The sequence below is a fragment of the Neptunitalea lumnitzerae genome, from assembly GCF_027924185.1.
In the GTDB taxonomy this organism is placed as follows: domain Bacteria; phylum Bacteroidota; class Bacteroidia; order Flavobacteriales; family Flavobacteriaceae; genus Neptunitalea; species Neptunitalea lumnitzerae.
The window spans coordinates 1,080,814-1,102,450 of sequence record NZ_BRVO01000002.1 but is presented as its reverse complement, the minus strand read 5'-3'; the positions used below and the strand labels follow the sequence as shown (position 1 = coordinate 1,102,450).

Sequence of the window (21,637 nt, the reverse complement as noted above, 5' to 3'; positions counted from 1 at the left end):
AATATGATGGATTCTATTGCTGAAGTTGTTAATTCTCTTGAAAAAAAGATACTTCTGTTGGTACAGAAATTAGATGAGGTGTCTGAGGAAAACAAACAGCTGGCTATAGAAATAGAAACAGCAAAAAAGGAACACCATCAATTACAAAAAGCAATAGGCGAGTGGGAGGAAAAGTTTAATACTCTGCAAATTGCAAATTCAATGCTTGGCAGTACAACAGATAAAAATGAAGCTAAGCTTAAAATAAATACTTTAATTCGGGAGATTGACCAATGTATAGTGCAACTCTCTGAATAATGTTCTTAAACATCTGTTTATGAGTGATAAGCTAAAAATAAAATTGTCTATTGCAGACCGTATGTATCCGTTAACTATAAATCCGGAGCAAGAAGAAGGGCTAAGAAAGGCTGCAAAGAAAATAGATGGGCTTATTAAAGAGTTTGAACAGAATTATGCAGTTAGGGATAAACAAGATGTTTTAGCAATGTGTGCATTGCAATTTGCAAGCTTTGTAGAACAAAAAAGTATAGATAAAGAATATATGCTAAAAGATGTTGAAGATAAATTAGTATCTTTAGATAATCTTTTACAAGAAAAACTTAGTTAGAACGTTCTTTAAATACGTAAGATACTGCCTATATTGGTTTTATTTTTTTGATAAACTCAACGCTAATTTATTTAAAAAGGGTGAGTTTAGGTTGTAAAAGCACGCCGTTTTAAACGGATTCTTGAGCAATCTGGTAGCCCTAAACCTGTTTTTTACGAGTTTATACAAAACTCTAACCAGTATAGGCTTTTTTTATTAAAATAATTAAAATGAGTGAGATAGCATTACATGTTTTGTTTGGGATCATAGGTCTTTTTGCCGGTTATATGGTAGCCAAGTTTTTTGAGAAAAAAGGGGCTAGCGCTATTATAAAAGGCGCCCATAAAGAGGCTAACACCATCCTGAAAGAGGCTAAGGTAGAGGCAGACACCTTGAAGAAAGAAGGTGAGAATATAAAAAAGGATAAGATTTATCAGGCTAAAGAGAAGTTTCTTGAATTGAAGGAAGCGCATGAGAAAGTGATTCTTGATAAAGACAAGAAAATGGCGGATGTTGAAAAACGTATTCGCGATAAGGAGTCTCAAGTTTCTAATGAACTTTCTAAGAACAAGAAAACTAGTCAAGAGCTTGACGAAAAAATGAAAGATTACAATTACAGGCTTGAATACATTGAGAAAAAGCAAGCTGAGATTGAAAAACTTCATAAGAGTCAGGTAAATCAATTAGAGGTAATTTCCGGATTGTCTGCAGATGAAGCTAAAACTGAGTTGGTAGAATCTTTAAAAGAGGAAGCTAAAGTAGATGCTATGGCGTTTATACAAAACACCATGGAAGAAGCTAAAATGACTGCTCAGCAAGAAGCTAAAAAGATTATTATTAACACTATTCAGCGTATAGGAACAGAAGAAGCAGTAGAAAACTGTGTGTCTGTTTTTAACTTAGAGTCTGATGATGTTAAAGGTAGAATTATTGGTAGAGAGGGTAGAAATATCCGTGCTTTAGAAGCGGCTACTGGGGTAGAGATTATTGTAGATGATACTCCAGAGGCAATTATTTTATCTTGTTTTGATTCGGTTAGAAGAGAGGTGGCAAGATTGTCTTTACACCGTTTAGTTACCGATGGTAGAATTCACCCTGCTAGAATTGAAGAGGTGGTTCAAAAAACAACTAAACAAATTGAAGAAGAGATAATAGATGTTGGTAAGCGTACTGTAATTGATCTTGGTATTCACGGGTTGCACCCAGAATTAATTAAGGCAATTGGTAGAATGAAGTATCGTTCTTCTTACGGTCAAAACCTTTTACAACACTCTAGAGAGGTAGCTAAGCTTTGTGGTATTATGGCTGCTGAATTAGGATTAAATCCTAAATTAGCTAAGCGTGCTGGTTTGTTACACGATATAGGTAAGGTGCCAGAAACTGAAACAGAAGTACCTCACGCTATTTTAGGTATGGAGTGGGCAGAACGTTATGGAGAGAAACCAGAAGTGTGTAACGCTATTGGAGCTCACCACGACGAAATTGAAATGAAGTTTTTAATATCTCCAATAGTTCAAGTTTGTGATGCTATTAGTGGTGCAAGACCAGGAGCTAGACGTCAGGTGTTAGATTCGTACATTCAACGTTTGAAAGATTTAGAAGATACTGCATTCTCTTTTAACGGAGTTAAGAAGGCTTACGCTATTCAAGCGGGTAGAGAGCTTCGTGTAATTGTTGAAAGTGAAAAAGTAACTGATGAAAAGGCTGCTGAATTATCTTTTAATATTTCACAAAAAATTCAAACGGATATGACATATCCTGGACAGGTTAAGATTACAGTTATTAGAGAAACAAGAGCTGTAAACGTAGCGAAATAGAAGATTTAAATATATAATTTGCGTAAAAGGCGGAACTTGTAATGAGTTCCGCTTTTTTTATTTAATATCTATTTCCATTAATATAACCTGGGTAAGCTGATTGGCAAAACTATTAAAGTTATTGTCTGAAATAAGTAATAGTGATTGTTTGCCATTGGGTAGTACAGGACCAAAACACATACCTTCTATATTGTCTATAATTTCATCTGTTAGTTGTTCTTTGATATCCTTAAAATCAAATACTAGCTTTTTGGTTGCTGGGGTGAATTTAGTTCCTCTTAATTTCTGAATATCTAAAGTATTGCTGGCTTTTGAGGCATCTACCTCAAATATTTTTACGGTATTACTATAGGAGCCATGTCCTGCGGAAAAGGCTCTTTCTAGTACTAGAAAATGATCTTTTTTGTACTCTAGTAATTCAGTAACTCCATTTACAGCAAAGTATAACCATGGAATTTTAGAAATACCATCTAGCTTATAAGCAAACTGTTTAGTAGGTTGTTTTGTTTGTTGGTTATAGTGTGTAATACGGGTATAAGATTTTGTAGGGTAGAGTTTTGGTTTGGCGCCATCTTTCTGTAATGGTAGCTCCATAGCTACCCAAATTCCTTTTTGGTTATAAGATTCAGCTAAACCTTCAAAAACTCCGTTTTGGCGTGGGTGTTGTTTACCAGTTGCGCTGAAGTACTGTGGTATTGCGTAGTTGTTTTTAAAGTTGCCTAAGCTGTCTAATGTAAAAATAGAAGGGTCTTTTCCGTTTTTAATGCTTCCTTCGCTAGTAATAACAACTTCGTTAGTACTTTTAATGTAGCGTATAGCTTCTGGGTCTAAAGTATGTTTTTTAATAAAGGGGGTTTCTTTATCTATAAAAACTGTTTTTTTAAAAGATACGGTATCTATTTTGTTATTCTTAATTGTAATATCTGCAATGTAATATCTAGCATCTTTTTGGGTGTCTACTATAAAATAATACTGGTTGTTTTTATAATCGATACCAGATAAACCACCTACCAGTGTATTATCAACTTTTAAGTCTTTTGGTATTACATATTCATCTAAAAAAGTAATGGTTACTGCGTCATTTTTTATGCTGTTAGTAGTAGCGCAAGAAGTGACTAGTAGTAGCGGTAGAGTGTATTTTAATATCTTTTTCATTTATCCTGTTTTTAAAGTATCAAAACTATTGTTTAAAATGTCTAAACAGATAAAATTACCGTTAAAAAAAGGAGCTCTATTGAGCTCCTTAGTGTTATGATTTAATAATCTTTTGTTCAAATGTGTGTCCGTTTTCAAACCTACATTTTAGAATATAGATTCCAGATTCTACCGTTTGCAGGTTTATATGTGTACTATTGTTTTCTAATATTAATCGCCCTTTCATATCATACAATTCTGCTGAGTATAGTTGATAAGGTGTGTCAACGTGAATATATTCGGCGGTAGGATTCGGAAAGACGTGAATATTATTTTCTTCAAAAGCTGTGGTTTTTAAAGAAGTGTTGTCTATAACATAATTTTGAGCATATTGTCTTATTTCGCCTACGCTCGGTCTTGTTTCAAACCAAGTAGCTACACTTTGGTTATTGATATTTTTAGTAAAATATACATCAGATTTAAAAGTGCTACTGGTGGCTATATCTTCAGTTTCATTGCTCCAAACAAAATCTCCGTTATTGTTTAGCAGGGTTACAGCTAAATTAATTGTACTAGCCGAGTCATAATATCCTTTAGATAGTAAAAAAAAAGGATGATCATTCACTACTTGTAGTTTTCCATGGTGGATGTAAAAGTTGGCATCTAAAGGAAATATTTGTTTTGCGTTATCTGTGAAGAGTCTGGCGCCGGTGTCTTTGTCAAATTTCTGAATGTATTCACCATAAGTACTTTGATAAGAGTCTGTTATTTGTGCAATAGCGTAGATGTATTGTGAATTATCTTCATGAGCAATACTAGTGGTCATTTCGTAATTCACCGATGCATCTGTTCTAAAATCTGAACCATTAATGCCCCACGGAAGTGTGCCATCTTCATTTATTCTTTGTAAAAAAGAATCATATCTGTAATTGGTTGCTGCGCTGTACGCAATATAGGCTACATCGCCAATACTAAAGGCTTCGTAGCGGGTGTTGTAACTTGTGTATTTGTTAGATATTTGAATAGGAGAGTTCCATGCAGCTGTACCTGTTGCGGTATAGCGTTGTGCCCATAAGTTAGAATTGATGCTATTGCTGGTGGTTCTACCATGTATAAACGTAATGAAAGAACCATCTGATAACTCTACAAGTTCTCCAATACTACTGTAGTTATTTGTACCAGGAGGGGTTATGCTAATAGGGGCGCTCCATACGGCATTACCAGTGGTGTCATACATGTTAATAAAAGAAGTGTAAGAGGCATCTAACCAGCTTACTACTAAATTACCATTAGCTAATGGGAGTAGTTTAATATCAAAAGCGGTACCTAGGTTTATACCGTTGCTTCCAAATAATTGAGTACCTGTGCTGGTAATTTTGTTTATATAGCCATTGTAAGTACTGGTGGCTGTAAATCCTATAAATAAATTACCTGTATTATCAACGGCTTGGTCTCGGGTTAACGTATAACTGCCCATTTGTGCACTAGTATTTACGGCTATACCGTTAGCGCCAAATTGGGTGTTTCCTGAAGCATCTAATAGCTGAACTCTTAGTTCCGATCCGGTAGTATATATAGTGTAGGTTAATCCGGTGTCAGTTCCTATAGTTTGGCTATCTAGTACGGGAGTATCTGCAACTAAAGTATTGCTGTTGATGTTTGTTGTCCATTGACTGTATGTGGTGTTTAAAATACAAAAAAGTAACAGTGTTGTAATTTTCTTCATGTAGCGGGAACTTTTTAGGGATTCACAATTTATTAAAAGTATTATAAAATGTAAGGATTTTAACATCTAACTTATTGCTTTTTATTGGTTTAATGTATTCATAATGTGATTTTTAAAAAATGTGTAAGATTGTAGTGCAGATTTTTAAAATTTAAAAATGTTTGTTAAAGTTCTATGATGTAAGCTTTTCTCGTAGATTCTAGTTGTATTTTTACCAGTAAACAACAAACTATGTTTCTTAATATTTTTTTCCTACTTGCAGGTTTTACATTTCTGATACTTGGAGGTAATTGGCTGCTTAAGGCTGCTGTAGCCCTTTCTCTTCGTTTACAAATTCCAAAAATTATTATAGGTATGACAGTGGTCTCGTTGGCTACTTCTGCCCCTGAACTTATCGTGAGTGTAAATGCAGCTTTAAAAGGAACTCCTATTTTAGCTATGGGGAATGTGATAGGTTCTAATATTGCTAACTTAGGGTTGGTGTTGTCTATTACTATTCTATTAGGAAGAATAGATGTAGAAAAGGATTTTTACCAGATAAATTGGCCTGTTTTAATGGTGTCTTCTTTAGTGTTGTTTGGTGTTATTTATTTTGATGGTATTTTATCTTCGTATGAAGGGCTGATAATGGTATTGTTACTTATTTTCTTTTTAGTGTATTTAGTGCGGTTTCAAAAGCCAGCTGTAGTAGACGAGGCACCGGAAGATGATATGCCTTTACCTGTAACTAAAACAGTTTTATATCTTATAGTTGGTGGTGTTGGATTGTGGGGAGGTTCTGAGTTATTAATAAAAGGAGCAGTTGCTTTAGCAGAAGATTTTAATGTGAGCCAGAAAATAATTGCTTTAACAGTTATTGCTATTGGTACTAGTATACCAGAATTGGCTGCTTCTGTAACAGCGGTGTTAAAGAAAGAAAAGGCTATTTCTTTAGGTAATTTACTTGGGTCTAATATATTTAATATTCTTGCTGTTTTAGGAATAACGTCTACTATTACACCTATACAAGTAGGAAAGGAGTTTAACGATGATTTATTTTGGATGATAGGAATATCTGCTTTATTACTTCCGTTAGTTTTCTTTCCTAAGAATATGCGATTAAGCTTTTTAGAAGGTATTGTACTTTTAATTGTATATGGTTTGTTTGTGTACTTTACGGTATTAAGCTAATCAAGAAATTAGATTTAACTATATAAAAAAAGCGTTCGATATATGATACCGAACGCTTTTTGCAGTTGACATTGTATTTTAAATACTAAAAATTAAATTTTAGCAGATTTAACAGTTTTAATAATTCTAGCTGCAATCTTGTATGGGTCACCGTTAGAAGCAGGTCTTCTATCTTCTAACCAACCTTTCCATCCTTTTTGAACAGTCATAATAGGAATACGGATAGAAGCACCTCTATCAGAAACTCCGAAAGAGAATTCGTGGATAGATTGAGTTTCGTGCTTACCAGTTAAACGCATATGGTTGTCTGCTCCATATACTTCAATGTGTTCTTTAACAACAGGTCTGAAAGCTTCACATATTTTCTCATAAGTTTCTTTAGAACCACATGTTCTAAGAACTTCATTAGAGAAGTTAGCGTGCATACCAGAACCATTCCAGTCAGTATCACCAAGAGGTTTTGGATGCCATACGATAGCAATACCATACTCTTCACCTAATCTTTCTAATAAATAACGTGCTACCCAGATATCGTCACCAGCTTTTTGAGCTCCTTTAGCAAAACATTGGAATTCCCACTGTCCAGCAGCAACTTCAGCGTTGATACCTTCAACATTAATTCCTGCATCAAGACATAAATCTAAGTGTCTTTCAATAATTTCTCTACCAAAAGCATTTTTAGCACCAACAGAACAATAGAATTGTCCTTGAGGAGTTTGATCTCTTGGGAAACCTAAAGGAAGGTTAGAGTCAACATCCCATAAAAAATATTCTTGCTCAAAACCAAACCAAAAATCATCATCGTCATCATCAATAGTAGCTCTACCATTAGATACGTGTGGAGTTCCATCAGCGTTTAAAACCTCTGTCATTACTAAATATCCATCTCTTCTAGCAGGGTCAGGATAAATAGCAACTGGTTTTAATAAACAATCAGAAGAGTTACCTTCAGCTTGTTGCGTAGAACTACCGTCAAAAGACCACATAGGGCAATCTTCTAACTTACCACTAAAATCAGTTTCAATTTTTGTTTTACTTCTAAGATTTGCTGTTGGTTTATAACCGTCTAACCAAATATACTCTAGCTTTGCTTTGCTCATTGTTAATTAGTATTGGATTGAACTTATTTTTCGCTGTAAAAGTAATTTTTTTTTAACATACCTCCTTATTTCTAGGGGGTAAATATTAAAAAAATATTAATTTTTACATTTAGTGTATCAAAATAAGGGGTGTGATGATTTTTTTTAAAAAATACCGTTTTCAATTTATATTTTTGTAAATAAATTAAAGTTTAGCTAGGATGTCGTCAGTAAGATTTGAAGTATTAAGAGAAATCTATAATAAAAAACCCATTTTTGTAGATAAAATTGAAAGAAGATCTGAAATCTTTGGGGAAAATGTGTTTAATCAGGCTGCAATGCGACAATATGTTAGCGAAGAGGCCTATCAAAATATTAAAAATGCCACCGAGTTTGGTAAAAAAATAGAAAGAAAACAGGCAGATCACATTGCCATTGGAATGAAAAATTGGGCAGTAGCTAAGGGAGCTACGCATTATACACACTGGTTTCAGCCTTTAACCGGGGCTACTGCCGAAAAGCATGAAGCCTTTTTTAGCGTTAGTGATGATCATATTCCGTTAGAGAAATTTGATGGAGAGCAATTGGTGCAACAAGAACCAGATGCTGCTAGTTTTCCTAGTGGTGGTAATAGAAATATGTTTGAAGCAAGAGGGTACACCGCTTGGGATCCTACTTCTCCTGCTTTTATTTATAATGGTACATTGTGTATACCTACTATTTTTGTATCGTACACAGGGGAGGCTTTAGATACTAAAACCCCTTTGTTAAAAGCATTGAATGCTATTGATGAAGCCGCAACCGAGGTGGCAAAGTATTTTGATAAGGCAGTTGAGCGAGTAAATGCTACGTTAGGTTGGGAGCAAGAGTTCTTTTTATTAGATAAAACATTGGTGCATGCCAGACCCGATTTATTGTTGGCTGGTAGAACGTTGCTAGGACACGTTGCTGTGGAAGGGCAGCATCTTGGAGATCATTACTTTGGTAGTATACCTGATAGAGTTATTGGTTTTTTACGTGAGTTGGAAATTGAGTGTATGCGCTTAGGAATTCCTGTAAAAACAAGGCATAACGAGGTAGCGCCTAACCAGTTTGAGTTAGCACCTATACACGAAGAAGCAAATAGAGCAGTAGATCATAACTCCTTAATAATGGATGTTATGGATAAAATTGCAGATAAGCATCAGTTTAAAGTGTTGTTTCATGAGAAGCCTTTTCAAGGGGTTAATGGTTCCGGAAAACATAATAACTGGTCGTTAACTACTAATGAAGGTGTAAACTTATTAAGTCCGGGGTCTACGCCCATGAAGAATCTTCAGTTTTTGACCTTTTTTATTAATACCATAAAGGCAGTACATGATTATGAAGAGTTATTGCGAGCCTCTGTGGCCACCGCGGGGAATGATCATAGATTGGGGTCTAATGAAGCGCCACCGGCTATCATCTCTGTTTTTATAGGGGACCAATTAACCAAGGTGTTAGATGAACTTGAGGGAGTTTCTAAAGGAAAATTGTCTCCACAAGAAAAAACAGAACTAAAGTTAAATGTAATAGGTAAAATACCTGATGTACTTTTAGATAATACCGATAGAAACAGAACTTCTGCTTTTGCATTTACAGGTAGTAAGTTTGAATTTAGAGCGGTTGGCGCTAAGTCTAATTGTGGTAGTGCTATGACGGTATTAAATACTATTGTAGCCAAACAATTGCACGACTTTAAAAAAGAAGTGGATGCTTTAATAGATAAAAAAGGACTTAAAAAGGATGAGGCTATTTTTAATATTCTGAGAGAATATATTAAGGCTTCTAAAAAAATACGTTTTGAAGGAGATGGCTACAGTGTAGATTGGGTGCAGGAAGCTAAAAGAAGAGGATTAAGTCACCATTCTATTGTACCAGAAGCTTTAAAAGTATTGCTACAGAAAAAAACTGCTACCCTCTATAAGGAAATGAAGGTTTTTAACGAGGCTGAAATTAAGGCACGTTATGAAATTGAGCTATTAGATTATGCGAGAAAATTACATATTGAAAGCCAAGTGTTGTATGAAATGGCTCATAATATGGTAATTCCGGCGGCATTACGTTACCAAAATGTATTAATTGAAAATGTGCAAGGATTAAAAGAAGTGTTTGGTGCTACTTACAGAGAATTGGGTACAGAACAATTAAACCTGATAGAACATATAGCTAATTCGGTTAAAGAAATTAGAAAGAAGCTCTTATTGATGAATACAGAAGCTGAAAAAGCAAAAAAAATAACTGATGTACAAAAATGTGCAGAGGCATATGGGTACAGAGTAAAGGCTTATACAATACAAATAAGAGAGTTGTGTGATGGTTTAGAAAGAATAGTAGCAGATGATTTTTGGCCATTACTAAAATTTAGGGAATTACTTTTTAGTAAATAGATTTAGATAATTGAAAATATTTGAAGAGGTAGCCTTTTTAGGCTACCTCTTTTTTTAGATTCGTACCAGTTATTATTTAAGTGGCTTGCGATTTTTCTTTAAAGTATTCTTTTAAAGTGTGTTTGCCGTAGGTAGGAGCAACCATATCTATATTCATGGTAGTTAAGAAAAATTCATAGGGTCCGTAAACTTTAGGTGTAGAGAATGTTCTTAAACTCCATAAGGTTAATTTTCTAATCCAATCGGGTAGGTGTATAATTTTTTCTTTTTTGCCATAGGTGTTTAAGGCAAGCTTACCTATTTCGTTTTGAGAAACTATTTGAGGACCACCAATATTAATTTCTTTACTCTTGTCTTTAATAGCGGTAATACAAATTTCAGCTAAATCTGCACCGTGAATAGGGTTTAGTTTTAGAGTTCCGTTCCCAAATAAATAAACTTTACCCATTTTAGCCATACTTAAAAAGTCGCCCATGTCGGAGAAAAAACCATTGGGGCGTATAATACAGTAATCTAAACCACTATTTTTTAAATAAGTAACCAGTTTTTCTTTGGCTTCACAAATTTTGGTTTGAGTTAATTGGTTTCCTTTAAAAACAGAAACATAGATAAATTTCTTAACACCAGATTTTTTAGCTTCTTCTATCAAATTTACATTGGCCTGATAATCTACATCCATATAGGTCAACCCGTCCTTTTGTCTAGTGATACCAATAGTGCTTATGACATAGTCAATGTTCTTGCAACTATCTTTTAAAGTTTCGGGCTGTGTTACTTCAGCCTCTTTTAATATAATATCCTTATTCTTAAAAGCGATTTTCTGTTTATTACGTACTAAGGCAACCGTTTTGTAGCCCATTTTTGGGAGCAACAACGTTATATAAGTTCCTAAATATCCTGTTGCTCCTGCAACTAATACTTTTTTAGGTATCATGTTTTTTATAATTATATTTTCATGTAAAAGTATGTGTTACTGTAGAAGAACTGCTTGACGATGATCAAGAACGTATTTTTAGTAAGGTTCTTTTTTTTATTCTGCTTAATGTCTCGGGGGAAACTCCTAAGTATGTGGCAATATATTGCTGAGGTACCTTTTGAAAAAGCTCTTTATTATTTTGTAGTAGTTGAATATAGCGCTCTTCTGGAGATTTTGTGATAAATGATTTTACCATGTGCTGATAATTAATTAGTTCAGTCTCTACCGCTATTCTTGCAATAATTTCAAACTTTGGGAAAGAAGCTAATAATTTTTCAATGTGTTTTCTTTTAAAAATGATAACCTCGGAGTTTTCAATGGCTTGAAAATTTTCAGAAGAAGGAGTTTGGTAAGTATAGCTTTCGCCTGCACAAATAAATTGATTAGAAAGATAAAAGAACGCTGTTTTTTCGTTTCCGTCTACATTATAGAATAAGCGGATTGCTCCTTGATTTAGAAAATATAGCTCGTTTGCAACAGCTCCTTCTTTAAAAAGTAGTTCATTTTTTTGTAAAGTAATTATTGTACAAAAAGGTTCAAGTGCTTTAAGCTCTTGATTAGTGAGTTTAATATAGGATGAAATATAGTTTATAAATTTGGTACTCATATTACAATATATGTCTTATATAAAGATACGCATTTATAATAGTATCTTTGAAGATATGGAGCACATAAAAATTATTAGCGCTGAAGAAACTATTGTAGTAAGACACCCTGTTTTAAGAGAAGGGAAACCTGTAGACTCTTGTGTTTTTGCTGGAGATGAGTTAGAAACTACGGTGCATTTAGGGTATTTTCAATCGGATAACCTACTGGGGGTGGTAACCTTGTTAGAGAAAAATTTTGACACCTACCAAGGTAATGGAATACAGTTAAGAGGTATGGCTGTAATGCCAAACCAACAAGGTAAGGGCATAGGGGGAAAACTGGTGGTACAGGCAGAGCAGGCAATGCAAAAAAAGAATGCCGCTTATATTTGGATGAATGCCCGATTGATAGCTGTTCCTTTTTATGAAAAATTGGGTTACCAAACTGTCTCTTCTCTTTTTGATATACCCTTGGTTGGACCCCATTATACAATGCTAAAAAAATTAGCAAAATTAGAGGATATTTAACGGTAATATATGATTTAATACAGTGAATAACCGGCAAATTGTTGCTATATTTGACGGTAAAACAACAACTAGAAAATTTAATTTTAATGAATAAAAAAGTTCTTCTAATGATACTTGATGGTTGGGGAAAATCTCCTAATCCGGAAGTGTCTGCAATCGACAAAGCCAATACTCCATTTATTGACAGTTTATATACAAAATATCCAAACGCTAGTTTAAAAACATTCGGTATGAATGTTGGTTTGCCAGATGGGCAAATGGGAAACAGTGAAGTAGGGCATATGAACCTTGGAGCTGGTAGAATTGTGTATCAGGATTTTGCTAAAATTAATATGGCAGTAAAAGAAAATACACTAAAAGATGAAAAAGAATTAAAAGATGCATTAGCTTATGCTAAAGAGAACGGTAAAGCAGTTCACTTTTTAGGTTTGGTTAGTGATGGTGGGGTACACTCACACATTAATCACTTAAAGGCATTGTTAGATGTAGCAGCTAAAGAAAATTTAGAAAAAGTGTTTGTACATGCTTTTACCGATGGTAGAGATGTAGACCCTAAAAGTGGGAAAGGTTTTATAGAAGAAGTACAAAAACATTGTACTAAAAGTAATGCTCGTTTAGCTTCTGTTATTGGTAGATACTACGCAATGGACAGAGATAAAAGATGGGAGCGTGTAAAATTAGCTTACGACTTATTAGTAAACGGAAAAGGGCAACCTGCTTTAAATGCACTAGAAGCAATACAAGAAAGTTATAACGAAGGGGTAACAGATGAGTTTATTAAACCTATTTGTTTACACGATGCTCATAACCATCCAATAGCTACTATTAGTGAAGGTGATGTAGCTATTATGTTTAACTTTAGAACCGATAGAGGTCGTCAGTTAAGTGATGCGTTAACGCAGCATGATTTCCCTGATTTTGACATGAAAAAATTAGATTTATACTATGTTACTATGACTAACTATGATGAGTCTTTTAAAAACGTTCATGTAATTTACGACAAAGACAATATAAAAGATACGTTAGGAGAAACCTTATCTAAGGCAGGTAAAAAGCAAATAAGAATTGCTGAAACAGAAAAGTATCCGCACGTAACTTTCTTCTTTAACGGAGGTAGGGAAGAACCATTTGAAGGTGAAGAACGTATTTTATGTCCGTCTCCTAAAGTAGCAACGTACGATTTACAACCAGAAATGAGTGCATACGATATTAAAGATAAAATTGTACCTGAATTAGAAAAAGAAGAGGTAGATTTTGTTTGTTTAAACTTTGCTAACCCTGATATGGTTGGGCATACAGGTGTTATGGAAGCTGCTGTAAAAGCATGTGAGTCTGTAGATGAATGTGCCAAAGCAGTAATTGAAACAGCTTCTGCTCATGGGTATACTAGTATAGTTATTGCAGACCACGGTAACTGTGATACGATGGTAAATACAGACGGTTCTCCTAATACGGCTCACACTACTAACTTAGTACCTATTATTTTAGTAGATGAAGATATTAAAGAAGTACATGATGGTGTTTTAGGTGATATAGCTCCAACAGTGTTAAAATTAATTGGTGTTGACCAGCCTGAGGCTATGACACAAAAACCTCTTGTAGACTAATTTTGAGAGGTTTTAAATATATAATAGTGGTTTTAGTGGTGTTGCAATTGGTTGCCTGTGGTACCAGCAATTCCACTAAAACTACTTTACCTACTTCTTCTGCTGTAGTTGATGTTAATGATGCTTCTGTAAACTTGATAGGAGTAATACATAGAGAAGATTTAGAAAGTGCGTATCCGTGGTTTTCTGAAGGGTATAACAATTATTCTGTTGACACAAAAACAATGGAAGCTGTAAAGCCTTATTTAGAAGGAGTGACAGTTAAAGTATATATGGGTACGTGGTGTAGCGATAGCCAACGAGAAGTTCCTAATTTCTTTAAGATTATGGATAGTGTAGATTTTCATAACATTCAAGTTTTTGGGTTGGATGAAGATAAAACATCACCTGATGGATTAGAAAAGGATTACAATGTGTTGAATGTACCTACCTTTGTTTTTCTTAAGGATGGAAAAGAAATCAACAGAATGGTTGAGTTTCCTTGGGATACCCTAGAAAAAGATATGCTTGCCATTTTTACTACAGAAGATTATAAAGACCCTTATAAGGAATAAAAGAGTGCTAATACAAAAAAAGAAAGTTATAGCAACTTTCTTTTTTTTGTATTATTTTAACTTTATTAGTGCTATAAAGAGTTTTGTTTGCTTTGTATTACTTCATTTAAACTCTTTATATTTGTATGATAATAATTAGATAAGTTATGTTTTTATTTATTAGTACTCCAGAGGTTATGTTTGCGTTGTTGGTGGTGGTGTTGATATTTGGGGCAGATAAAGTTCCGGAGATTGCACGTGGCTTAGGAAAAGGTATCAGACAAGTTAAAGACGCCACTAATGATATTAAACATGAAATAAGTTCCAGTGCTGAAAAAAGTGGGATAAATACGGATGTTGCTAAAGACATTCAGAACGAAATAAATGAGGTAAAAGGTAATATAGAAAGTGGAATAGAAGATATTACCGGAGGACCTATAAGTAGAAGACGCTAGTATAGATGTTTAAAAAGTTATTGACGTACGATACCGAACTATTAATTTTCCTAAATAACCTAGGATCATCGTATCAAGATACTTTTTGGTATTACATTACAAAAATTTGGTTTTGGGTGCCACTTTACATCTTTTTTATCTTCATGATTATTAAGCGTTACACCAAGCAAGAGGCGCTCAGAATTTTATATACATTTTTATCGTTACTAGCAGTAACACTTTCATTAACCTATTATGTTAAAGTGTACGTGTTACGCTCAAGGCCTGTAAATAATAAGGAGATATTTGAGTCTTTACGGATAATGATTCAGCCTATAGATTATAGCTTTTTCTCAGGGCATGCGTGTAATAGTTTTGCCATAACTACATTTTTCTATTTGTTTATGCGCAGAAAAATGAAGAATGCTTGGGTATTTTACCTTTGGCCTATATTGTTTAGTTATAGTAGGCTTTACTTTGCGGTACATTTTCCATCAGATGTACTAGTAGGTGCTTTGGTAGGTATTGCTACGGCAATTACCTCTTATAACTTATACAAGAAGTTTTCTCCTAAAATTACAAGAGATGATTTAGAGGTAGAGTCAGACTCTTAAAGTACTCTACTTATTGTTAGCCCGTCTCTAATAGGTAACAACACGGTTTCAACCCTTGGGTCTACTTTTAATAGTTTATTGTATTCTAGTAATGCATTGGTTTGCTTGTCATTACTTTTTACATCTTCTACAATCTTACCACTCCATAAAACATTATCAGATAGTAAAACTCCGCCTTTGTTCATCATCGGTAAAATAATATCAAAATAGGCAGGATAATTTTTCTTATCAGCATCAATAAATACCAAATCAAACTTTACAGGTAGGGTAGGTACAATTTCTTTAGCATCGCCAATGTGCTGTACAATTTTGTTGGCATTACCAGATTTTTCAAAATACTTTTGTTGTATTTCTTCCAGCTCCTCATTCACATCAATGGTATGTAGTGTACCACCTTCTTGCAGTCCTTCAGCAAGGCATATAGCAGAATACCCTGTATAGGTGCCTATTTCAAGAATGTTTTTAGGGTGTATAATTTTAGACAACAAACTTAACAGTCTACCTTGGTAATGGCCACTTAGCATTCTAGGTTGTAGAATTTTTAAATGCGTTTCACGGGTAAGTTCCTGTAAAACTTTTGGTTCGTTTTCAGAATGGTCTGTAGCGTATTGTTCTAAAGCTTCTGGTAAAAAATGCATTGTCTTATTTTTTGCAAAAATACACATTTCAAAAAATGAAACTAACACTCTAGTTGTTTTAGCTATTAAATTATAAAACTTATTTTTGGGAACAATTTTAAAATAGGGATGATGCAATTTCAAAATACATTAGCATTTGCTAGAGAATTAGATCAGCAAGATGAACTAAAACCATACAGACAAGAATTTCACTTTCCAAAAATTCAGGGTAAAGATGTAATCTATTTTACAGGGAATTCTTTAGGCTTACAGCCAAAGAGAGCTCAGAAATATGTAGATGATATAATGAAAGATTGGAGAGAGCTTGCGGTAGAAGGACATTTCTATGCAGAAAAGCCTTGGTGGGATTATCATGAGCGTTTTGCAAAACCACTATCTAAAATTGTAGGAGCATTACCAGAAGAGGTTACTGTAATGAATACCCTTACTGTAAACCTTCATTTACTAATGGTTTCTTTTTACAGACCTACGGCTAAACGATTTAAAATTATCTGTGAAGAGAAAGCCTTTCCTTCAGATCAGTATATGTTAGCGAGCCAAGTTCGTTTTCATGGTTTTGATCCTAAAGATGCCCTTGTTGAGGTGAAAAAGAGAGAAGGTGAGAATTGTTGGCGTACAGAAGATGTTCTAAAAGCAATAGAAGAAACTGGAGATGAACTTGCATTGGTGATGATGGGCGGTGTAAACTATTACAACGGACAGGTTTTTGACATGGAAGCTATTACCGCAAAAGCTAAAAGTTTAGGAGCTAATGTGGGATGGGATTTAGCGCACGGTGCAGGAAATGTGGAGTTGAAATTACATGATTGGGGTGTAGATTTTGCTGCTTGGTGTAGTTATAAGTATATGAATAGTGGACCAGGAAATGTATCAGGTATTTTTGTGCACCAAAAGCATTTAAATAAAAAAGACATACCAAGATTTGAAGGCTGGTGGGGACATGACAAGGAAAGACGTTTTTTAATGGAACCAGAGTTTACCCCTATGCCTAACGCAGAGGCTTGGCATATAAGTAATGCCGCTGTAATAGCTATGGCACCTTATTTAGCTTCTTTAGAGCTTTTTGAAGAAATAGGTATGGAGAAATTGATTGCAAAACGAAATGTAATTACAGCATACCTAGAGTTTATCTTGTTAGATATAGCTAAAGAAGTAGGGAGTTCTTTTGAAATTATAACACCATCAAACCCTAGTGAAAGAGCTAGCCAGTTGTCGGTATTTTTACATGGGGAAGGAAGAGCATTATTTGATTATTTAATGGAAAATGGAGTAATAACCGATTGGAGAGAGCCAAATGTTATTAGACTGGCTCCGGTGCCTTTGTATTGCTCTTTTGAAGATATGTATCATTTTGGTCAACTATTGAAAAAAGGTATTCAGAAAAATAAGTAAGTTTTACTAGATTGGTACATTTTCAGTAACTTATCTTGTTATTAAAAGTATTATAATAGCAATAACATTCAATCCCTTAGAGCTTCTAAGGGATTTTTGTTTTTATAAATGTATATTACATGAATATTTAGCATATTTGTTAGACTAAATTTACACGCCTATTTACTCAGTTGTTACATATACACCAAATTATAAAGAAGCATGGAATGCCTTTATAGCCACTGCTAAAAATGCCACGTTTCTGTTTCATAGAGATTTTATGGAATACCACAGTGATATGTTTACAGATTTCTCTTTACTTGTGTTTAAAGAGGATAAGCTAGTGGCAGTACTACCCGCTAATATAAAAGATGGGGTAGTGTATTCTCATCAAGGGTTAACGTATGGTGGCTTATTTACAAATTTCCCCATCAAGTTAGAAGACTATATAACTATCTTTTATGATATATTACAGTTTCTGAAAGAGCAACATGTAAAGAACTTAGTTATTAAAAAGATACCTTCTATATATTGTACTACTTCTAATGAGGCGTTGGAGTATGTTCTTTTTATTTTACAAGCGAACTTATTGAAAACAGAAACGCTAACCAGTATTGATAGAGGTTTAGACCTGCCTTTTTCTAGAAGTAGGGTAAATGGTAACAAAAGGGGGATTAAAAATGCCTTGACGATTAAAGAAGATGAAGATTTTGAAATGTTCTGGAAGCAAATTTTAGAGCCGAATCTTCAACATAGGTTTCAAACGCTTCCTGTTCATTCGCTAGACGAAATGAGATTGTTAAAGACTAGATTTCCTGAAAATATAAAACAGTTTAATGTGTTTAAAGAAGCTAATTTGGTAGCTGGTACCACATTATTTATAACGGATGATGTAATTCATTGTCAGTATATATCAGGGGATGAGGATAGAAATAAAAATGGTAGTTTAGATTTTTTGTTTACCAATCTTGTAAAAGATTTGTTTCCTGATAAAAGATATTTTGATTTTGGAACCTCAAATGAAAACAATGGTAAGTCTATAAATAAAGGACTCCAATATTGGAAAGAGGGTTTTGGAGGGCAAACCTATGTGCAAAACGTTTATGAGATAAATGTGAATAATCTTGATTTATTAAATTCAATCTATGATTAAGTTTTTAGACCTACATGCTATTAATGCCAGATTTGAAGCTGCTTTTCAAAGTAGTTTTAAAGCTTTTTTGGATAGTGGGTATTATGTATTGGGTACAAATGTAAAAGATTTTGAAAATGCTTTTGCATCCTATTGTGGAACCAACTATTGCATAGGGGTAGGTAGTGGCTTAGATGCCATACATTTAATCTTAGAGGGGTATAAATTATTAGGGAAGCTGCGTGATGGAGATGAGGTGATTGTACCAGCAAATACTTATATAGCTACCATACTGGCAATTTCAAGAGCAGGGTTGACTCCCATTTTGGTAGAACCAGATGAGAATACATTTAATGTAGATGTTACTAAAGTAGCAAAAGCTGTAACAGCTAAAACAGGTGCTATAATGGGGGTGCACTTATACGGTCAGTTGGCTGATATGAATGCTTTGCAACATCTTGCATCTAAACATAGTGTATTGTTGTTAGAAGATGCAGCGCAAGCCCATGGTGCTGTAGATGATAAAGGAAACAAGGCAGGGAACTTATCTGATGCCGCAGCGTTTAGTTTTTATCCAACTAAAAATTTAGGAGCCTTAGGAGAGGCTGGTGCGGTAACTACCAACTGTAAGGATTTGGCTGCCACGATAGGTAAGCTAAGAAATTATGGAACTTCACAAAAATATGTAAGTGATGTAAAGGGGTATAATGCCCGAATAGATGAAGTGCAGTGTGGTTTTTTAAATATTAAGTTGTCGTATTTAGATGCTGATAATGAAAGAAGAATAGCCATAGCAAACAGATACCTTACCGAAATTGAAAATTCTAAAATTGAGCTGCCCTATTTTTCAGGAAAAATGGATCATGTTTTTCATTTGTTTGTAATTAGAACTAAGGAACGTGAAAAATTGAAAATGTATTTAGAGGAGAACGGAGTGCAAACACTTATACATTATCCGGTGCCGCCACATAAACAATTAGCTTATGCTGAATTTAATGGGTATGAGTTTCCCATTACGGAGGCTATTCATAATGAAGTGCTAAGTTTACCAATAAGTCCTGTTATGAAAGATTCAGAGGTTTCAGAGGTGATAAAAGTTGTAAATAGCTATTAAGGTTAATTTTTTGATTGCCAGATTAAGTTTCTAGCAGCAATATTTAAAAAAATAAAATGTAATACAGAGGTAAAGCAAAATGCATAGGTAACCCCTATTAAACCAAATGTTTTAAGAAATAGATATGAGCTGCTACAAAATATAAGAGCCCATATTAACTGTAGTATTACAAAAGCTTTTGTTTTCACTTTGGCAATTAAGACGTTACCAATTACCCAAGAATGAATTCTGAATATATCTCCTAGCAATTGAAATAAGATAATTGACTTAATTGCTAAAAATTCTTTAGTAAATAATATTCTTATCAACAGATCTTTACCTAAAAAAATAGTCGCTGTAATTAGTAAGATTACAGGAAATGTAATTTTCCATATTTTAAGAACTTCATTTTTAAGTAAGGAATTTTCAATGGTTGAAAATGTTGGTAATAAGTAAAATTTAAAAGAAGAGGTTAGAAAAACAAAATATATGGCAGATAGTCTCCATAAACTATCCCATATACCTGCATCAAAAGTACTAAGTTCGTCTATAATTAAAGTTCTAATAAATAGAAGGGATAGGCTAAGAGAAATAATACCAGCTAGTGACATTAAAGAGAAGCCTAAAAGTTTAGGAACGTAGGTTTTATCTATTTTTAGTTTTATTTTTTTAAAAGGAATAAGTTCTTTTCCTCTTAAAAAAAATAAAGCAATTATTATAAATAAAATATTGTTGATACCTATAGAATAAAGGAGCCCTTGTAAACTAAATAGTTTCACTAGAATGATGGTGAGTATTGCAGAAACAACAGTTGCAGTAAGGGTTATAAACGTATGGGTTTTGATGTCTTTTAAACCATTTATAACGTGTAATAATAGGTTGTAAAGTGCTGCAAAAGTAAGTGTACTGCAAATAATTATAATGTATGAACTATAATCTTCTTTTTTGAATAGGACTTCATTTATTTGATTGTTGAATGCTAAAACAATCAACGAAGTTATAATGCTAGAAATAAGATGAATTGTTATAGAAGTACTTAAAAACTTACCATAATTGGTTTTGTTTGCTTGTGTTTCAGCAGTATACTTTACAATACCATTTTCAGTACCTAATTGACTAATGGAAGTAAGTAGTACAAATAAATCTTTAAATTGACCATATATAGCGAAATTAGCAGGGCCTACAAAAGCAATTACTTTATTCAATACAAGTCTTGCAACTATTGAAATAAGATTACTTACTGCTGATATGGTTGAGGTTTTAAAAAAATTCATTTAGTTGAAATCTTGCCATTCATTAAAATTCTTATTTGTAACAGTTTTTAAAAGTTTTACATCTTCTTCGTATAATGATTTTAACCATAGTCGTTCCTCTTTAGTGATAGTTGGATATTCTTTTGAAGTGGCTGTTAATTTGTATATAAATGTATGTATATTTTCATTGATATAGCGTCTTGTTTTTTCAGGGAAAAATGGTTTTAGTACTTTTTTAAATCCATACTCGTTAAAAGCTAGTTTTTTAGAAACTTTATATAAGAAGGGAAGTTTTAGTATTTTAGTAGAATTGCTTTTTTCCTTAATAGTTTCAGAAGCTATATTTTTTAATCCTAGAAAAGTAAAACAACTATTAAGTGTTTCCGTTTGGTTGTTAGCTAAATCTTCTGTAGTTATAATATGTATGTTAGATGCATTAAATTCATTGTAAAAACGCTGTATCCATTTGCCGTACAGACCAAATTGATAATACATTTTATAGGCGCCTTCAGCCAATTTTAAGTCTTGGTTTGGCGCTATGTTAAAATCATTTGAAATAGCTTTTTTTAAAGATAGGTTTTCACTACCTATACCTTTAAGCCACCAATAATGTGAGTATAACCTATCAATAGGATTTCTCAAAATGAAAATGAATTTAGGTGTAGTAGGGTAATGTTCTTTAATACGTTTAATAAAGAAAGGAAAACACATATATCCTGTACTTGATTCACCAAGATACTTTTTATCTTTTTCTTCAAATAAATCTAAATACTCCTGTAAATTTTTTGCAATATCAAGCTTAGGATTCGTCCAAAAATGAGGTTCTTTCATTGTAGACATGCAAATATCTGGGTGCTGATTAAGAAGTATATGAAGAGTAGAGGTACCAGATTTTCCGGCTCCAGGTATAAATAAATTAGGTAGCTTGTTATGTGATTCTTGAATCATATA

Annotated in this window: 21 protein-coding genes and 1 other RNA gene; 14 read left to right on the top strand and 8 right to left on the bottom strand. The window is 33.6% G+C overall.

The window, feature by feature from the left end; translation table 11 throughout:
- Positions 1–3: 3 nt before the first annotated feature.
- From Y10_RS12075 to rny, 4 genes are all read left to right on the top strand, one after another.
- A complete protein-coding gene (locus tag Y10_RS12075) occupies positions 4–297 on the top strand; it encodes a hypothetical protein (protein WP_309297832.1) in 294 nt (97 codons plus the stop codon).
- Between the two features lie 19 nt (positions 298–316).
- Positions 317–607, top strand: a complete 291-nt coding sequence (locus Y10_RS12070; RefSeq protein WP_281765642.1) for a cell division protein ZapA — start codon at positions 317–319, stop codon at positions 605–607.
- Positions 608–661: 54 nt separating this feature from the next.
- Positions 662–769, top strand: a non-coding RNA gene (gene ssrS / locus Y10_RS12065) — 6S RNA.
- A 47-nt stretch (positions 770–816) separates the two neighbouring features.
- Complete coding sequence (rny, locus tag Y10_RS12060) at positions 817–2,403, top strand: ribonuclease Y (RefSeq protein ID WP_281765641.1); 1,587 nt, start codon at positions 817–819, stop codon at positions 2,401–2,403.
- A gap of 57 nt (positions 2,404–2,460) precedes the next feature.
- Here rny and Y10_RS12055 read toward each other — a convergent pair whose 3' ends face one another.
- Both Y10_RS12055 and Y10_RS12050 read right to left on the bottom strand, forming a co-directional pair.
- Positions 2,461–3,558, bottom strand: a complete 1,098-nt coding sequence (locus Y10_RS12055; protein ID WP_281765640.1) for an esterase-like activity of phytase family protein — start codon at positions 3,556–3,558, stop codon at positions 2,461–2,463.
- Positions 3,559–3,652: 94 nt separating this feature from the next.
- Entirely contained in the window at positions 3,653–5,263 is a 1,611-nt protein-coding gene (locus tag Y10_RS12050) for a T9SS type A sorting domain-containing protein (protein ID WP_281765639.1), read from the bottom strand.
- Positions 5,264–5,494: 231 nt separating this feature from the next.
- On the opposite strand from Y10_RS12050, the gene Y10_RS12045 reads away from it, so the two are divergent.
- Positions 5,495–6,433, top strand: coding sequence for a calcium/sodium antiporter (locus Y10_RS12045; RefSeq protein ID WP_281765638.1), 939 nt, complete (start codon positions 5,495–5,497; stop codon positions 6,431–6,433).
- 92 nt (positions 6,434–6,525) lie between these two features.
- Here Y10_RS12045 and Y10_RS12040 read toward each other — a convergent pair whose 3' ends face one another.
- Positions 6,526–7,533, bottom strand: coding sequence for a glutamine synthetase beta-grasp domain-containing protein (locus Y10_RS12040; RefSeq protein WP_281765637.1), 1,008 nt, complete (start codon positions 7,531–7,533; stop codon positions 6,526–6,528).
- 200 nt (positions 7,534–7,733) lie between these two features.
- On the opposite strand from Y10_RS12040, the gene Y10_RS12035 reads away from it, so the two are divergent.
- On the top strand, positions 7,734–9,920 hold the full coding sequence (locus tag Y10_RS12035) for a glutamine synthetase III family protein (protein WP_281765636.1): 2,187 nt from the start codon (positions 7,734–7,736) through the stop codon (positions 9,918–9,920).
- 76 nt (positions 9,921–9,996) lie between these two features.
- Here Y10_RS12035 and Y10_RS12030 read toward each other — a convergent pair whose 3' ends face one another.
- Together Y10_RS12030 and Y10_RS12025 are read right to left on the bottom strand one after the other, a co-directional pair.
- On the bottom strand, positions 9,997–10,854 hold the full coding sequence (locus tag Y10_RS12030) for an SDR family oxidoreductase (protein WP_281765635.1): 858 nt from the start codon (positions 10,852–10,854) through the stop codon (positions 9,997–9,999).
- Positions 10,855–10,918: 64 nt separating this feature from the next.
- Positions 10,919–11,503 (bottom strand): Crp/Fnr family transcriptional regulator, encoded by a 585-nt coding sequence (locus Y10_RS12025; protein WP_281765634.1) that lies wholly within the window; start codon positions 11,501–11,503, stop codon positions 10,919–10,921.
- 55 nt (positions 11,504–11,558) lie between these two features.
- Between Y10_RS12025 and Y10_RS12020 the strand changes: the two genes are divergently transcribed.
- The 5 genes from Y10_RS12020 to Y10_RS12000 all read left to right on the top strand — a co-directional run bounded on the left by Y10_RS12020 (position 11,559) and on the right by Y10_RS12000 (position 15,199).
- On the top strand, positions 11,559–12,011 hold the full coding sequence (locus Y10_RS12020; RefSeq protein WP_281765633.1) for a GNAT family N-acetyltransferase: 453 nt from the start codon (positions 11,559–11,561) through the stop codon (positions 12,009–12,011).
- An 86-nt stretch (positions 12,012–12,097) separates the two neighbouring features.
- The gene (gene gpmI, locus Y10_RS12015) at positions 12,098–13,618 is read left to right on the top strand and encodes a 2,3-bisphosphoglycerate-independent phosphoglycerate mutase (protein ID WP_281765632.1); all 1,521 of its coding nucleotides are present in this window, start codon (positions 12,098–12,100) and stop codon (positions 13,616–13,618) included.
- A gap of 2 nt (positions 13,619–13,620) precedes the next feature.
- Positions 13,621–14,172, top strand: coding sequence for a TlpA family protein disulfide reductase (locus Y10_RS12010; protein ID WP_281765631.1), 552 nt, complete (start codon positions 13,621–13,623; stop codon positions 14,170–14,172).
- Between the two features lie 146 nt (positions 14,173–14,318).
- A complete protein-coding gene (locus Y10_RS12005; protein ID WP_281765630.1) occupies positions 14,319–14,606 on the top strand; it encodes a Sec-independent protein translocase subunit TatA/TatB in 288 nt (95 codons plus the stop codon).
- Positions 14,607–14,611: 5 nt separating this feature from the next.
- Positions 14,612–15,199 carry a phosphatase PAP2 family protein gene (locus Y10_RS12000; protein ID WP_281765629.1) on the top strand — a complete coding sequence of 196 codons (588 nt, stop codon included), beginning with the start codon at positions 14,612–14,614 and terminating at the stop codon, positions 15,197–15,199.
- Here Y10_RS12000 and Y10_RS11995 read toward each other — a convergent pair.
- On the bottom strand, positions 15,196–15,837 hold the full coding sequence (locus Y10_RS11995; RefSeq protein WP_281765628.1) for an O-methyltransferase: 642 nt from the start codon (positions 15,835–15,837) through the stop codon (positions 15,196–15,198). The genes Y10_RS12000 and Y10_RS11995 overlap by 4 nt on opposite strands.
- 111 nt (positions 15,838–15,948) lie before the next feature.
- On the opposite strand from Y10_RS11995, the gene kynU reads away from it, so the two are divergent.
- The 3 genes from kynU (at position 15,949) to Y10_RS11980 (ending at position 19,454) form a co-directional block, all read left to right on the top strand.
- On the top strand, positions 15,949–17,229 hold the full coding sequence (gene kynU / locus Y10_RS11990) for a kynureninase (RefSeq protein ID WP_281765707.1): 1,281 nt from the start codon (positions 15,949–15,951) through the stop codon (positions 17,227–17,229).
- Between the two features lie 259 nt (positions 17,230–17,488).
- Positions 17,489–18,361: a GNAT family N-acetyltransferase gene (locus tag Y10_RS11985; RefSeq protein WP_281765627.1), complete on the top strand. Its 873-nt coding sequence runs from the start codon at positions 17,489–17,491 to the stop codon at positions 18,359–18,361.
- Positions 18,354–19,454: a DegT/DnrJ/EryC1/StrS family aminotransferase gene (locus Y10_RS11980; RefSeq protein WP_281765626.1), complete on the top strand. Its 1,101-nt coding sequence runs from the start codon at positions 18,354–18,356 to the stop codon at positions 19,452–19,454. The genes Y10_RS11985 and Y10_RS11980 overlap by 8 nt, the downstream gene beginning before the upstream one ends.
- Before the next feature lie 2 nt (positions 19,455–19,456).
- Here the strand turns inward: Y10_RS11980 and Y10_RS11975 are convergent, their stop codons facing one another.
- Together Y10_RS11975 and Y10_RS11970 are read right to left on the bottom strand one after the other, a co-directional pair.
- Positions 19,457–20,707, bottom strand: coding sequence for an O-antigen translocase (locus tag Y10_RS11975; protein WP_281765625.1), 1,251 nt, complete (start codon positions 20,705–20,707; stop codon positions 19,457–19,459).
- Entirely contained in the window at positions 20,708–21,634 is a 927-nt protein-coding gene (locus tag Y10_RS11970) for a sulfotransferase family protein (RefSeq protein ID WP_281765624.1), read from the bottom strand.
- Between the last annotated feature and the right edge of the window lie 3 nt (positions 21,635–21,637).

Bases quoted from the DNA above. Each gene is read 5' to 3' on its own strand.
- Y10_RS11980 (WP_281765626.1), top strand. From the start codon at position 18,354: ATGATTAAGTTTTTAGACCTACATGCTATTAATGCCAGATTTGAAGCT.
- Y10_RS12040 (WP_281765637.1), bottom strand. From the start codon at position 7,533: ATGAGCAAAGCAAAGCTAGAGTATATTTGGTTAGACGGTTATAAACCA.
- Y10_RS12055 (WP_281765640.1), bottom strand. From the start codon at position 3,558: ATGAAAAAGATATTAAAATACACTCTACCGCTACTACTAGTCACTTCT.
- Y10_RS12045 (WP_281765638.1), top strand. From the start codon at position 5,495: ATGTTTCTTAATATTTTTTTCCTACTTGCAGGTTTTACATTTCTGATA.
- gpmI (WP_281765632.1), top strand. From the start codon at position 12,098: ATGAATAAAAAAGTTCTTCTAATGATACTTGATGGTTGGGGAAAATCT.
- kynU (WP_281765707.1), top strand. From the start codon at position 15,949: ATGCAATTTCAAAATACATTAGCATTTGCTAGAGAATTAGATCAGCAA.
- rny (WP_281765641.1), top strand. From the start codon at position 817: ATGAGTGAGATAGCATTACATGTTTTGTTTGGGATCATAGGTCTTTTT.
- Y10_RS12075 (WP_309297832.1), top strand. From the start codon at position 4: ATGATGGATTCTATTGCTGAAGTTGTTAATTCTCTTGAAAAAAAGATA.
- Y10_RS12000 (WP_281765629.1), top strand. From the start codon at position 14,612: ATGTTTAAAAAGTTATTGACGTACGATACCGAACTATTAATTTTCCTA.
- Y10_RS12050 (WP_281765639.1), bottom strand. From the start codon at position 5,263: ATGAAGAAAATTACAACACTGTTACTTTTTTGTATTTTAAACACCACA.
- Y10_RS11975 (WP_281765625.1), bottom strand. From the start codon at position 20,707: ATGAATTTTTTTAAAACCTCAACCATATCAGCAGTAAGTAATCTTATT.
- Y10_RS12020 (WP_281765633.1), top strand. From the start codon at position 11,559: ATGGAGCACATAAAAATTATTAGCGCTGAAGAAACTATTGTAGTAAGA.
- Y10_RS11970 (WP_281765624.1), bottom strand. From the start codon at position 21,634: ATGATTCAAGAATCACATAACAAGCTACCTAATTTATTTATACCTGGA.
- Y10_RS11985 (WP_281765627.1), top strand. From the start codon at position 17,489: ATGGAATACCACAGTGATATGTTTACAGATTTCTCTTTACTTGTGTTT.
- Y10_RS12035 (WP_281765636.1), top strand. From the start codon at position 7,734: ATGTCGTCAGTAAGATTTGAAGTATTAAGAGAAATCTATAATAAAAAA.
- Y10_RS12070 (WP_281765642.1), top strand. From the start codon at position 317: ATGAGTGATAAGCTAAAAATAAAATTGTCTATTGCAGACCGTATGTAT.
- Y10_RS11995 (WP_281765628.1), bottom strand. From the start codon at position 15,837: ATGCATTTTTTACCAGAAGCTTTAGAACAATACGCTACAGACCATTCT.
- Y10_RS12005 (WP_281765630.1), top strand. From the start codon at position 14,319: ATGTTTTTATTTATTAGTACTCCAGAGGTTATGTTTGCGTTGTTGGTG.
- Y10_RS12025 (WP_281765634.1), bottom strand. From the start codon at position 11,503: ATGAGTACCAAATTTATAAACTATATTTCATCCTATATTAAACTCACT.
- Y10_RS12030 (WP_281765635.1), bottom strand. From the start codon at position 10,854: ATGATACCTAAAAAAGTATTAGTTGCAGGAGCAACAGGATATTTAGGA.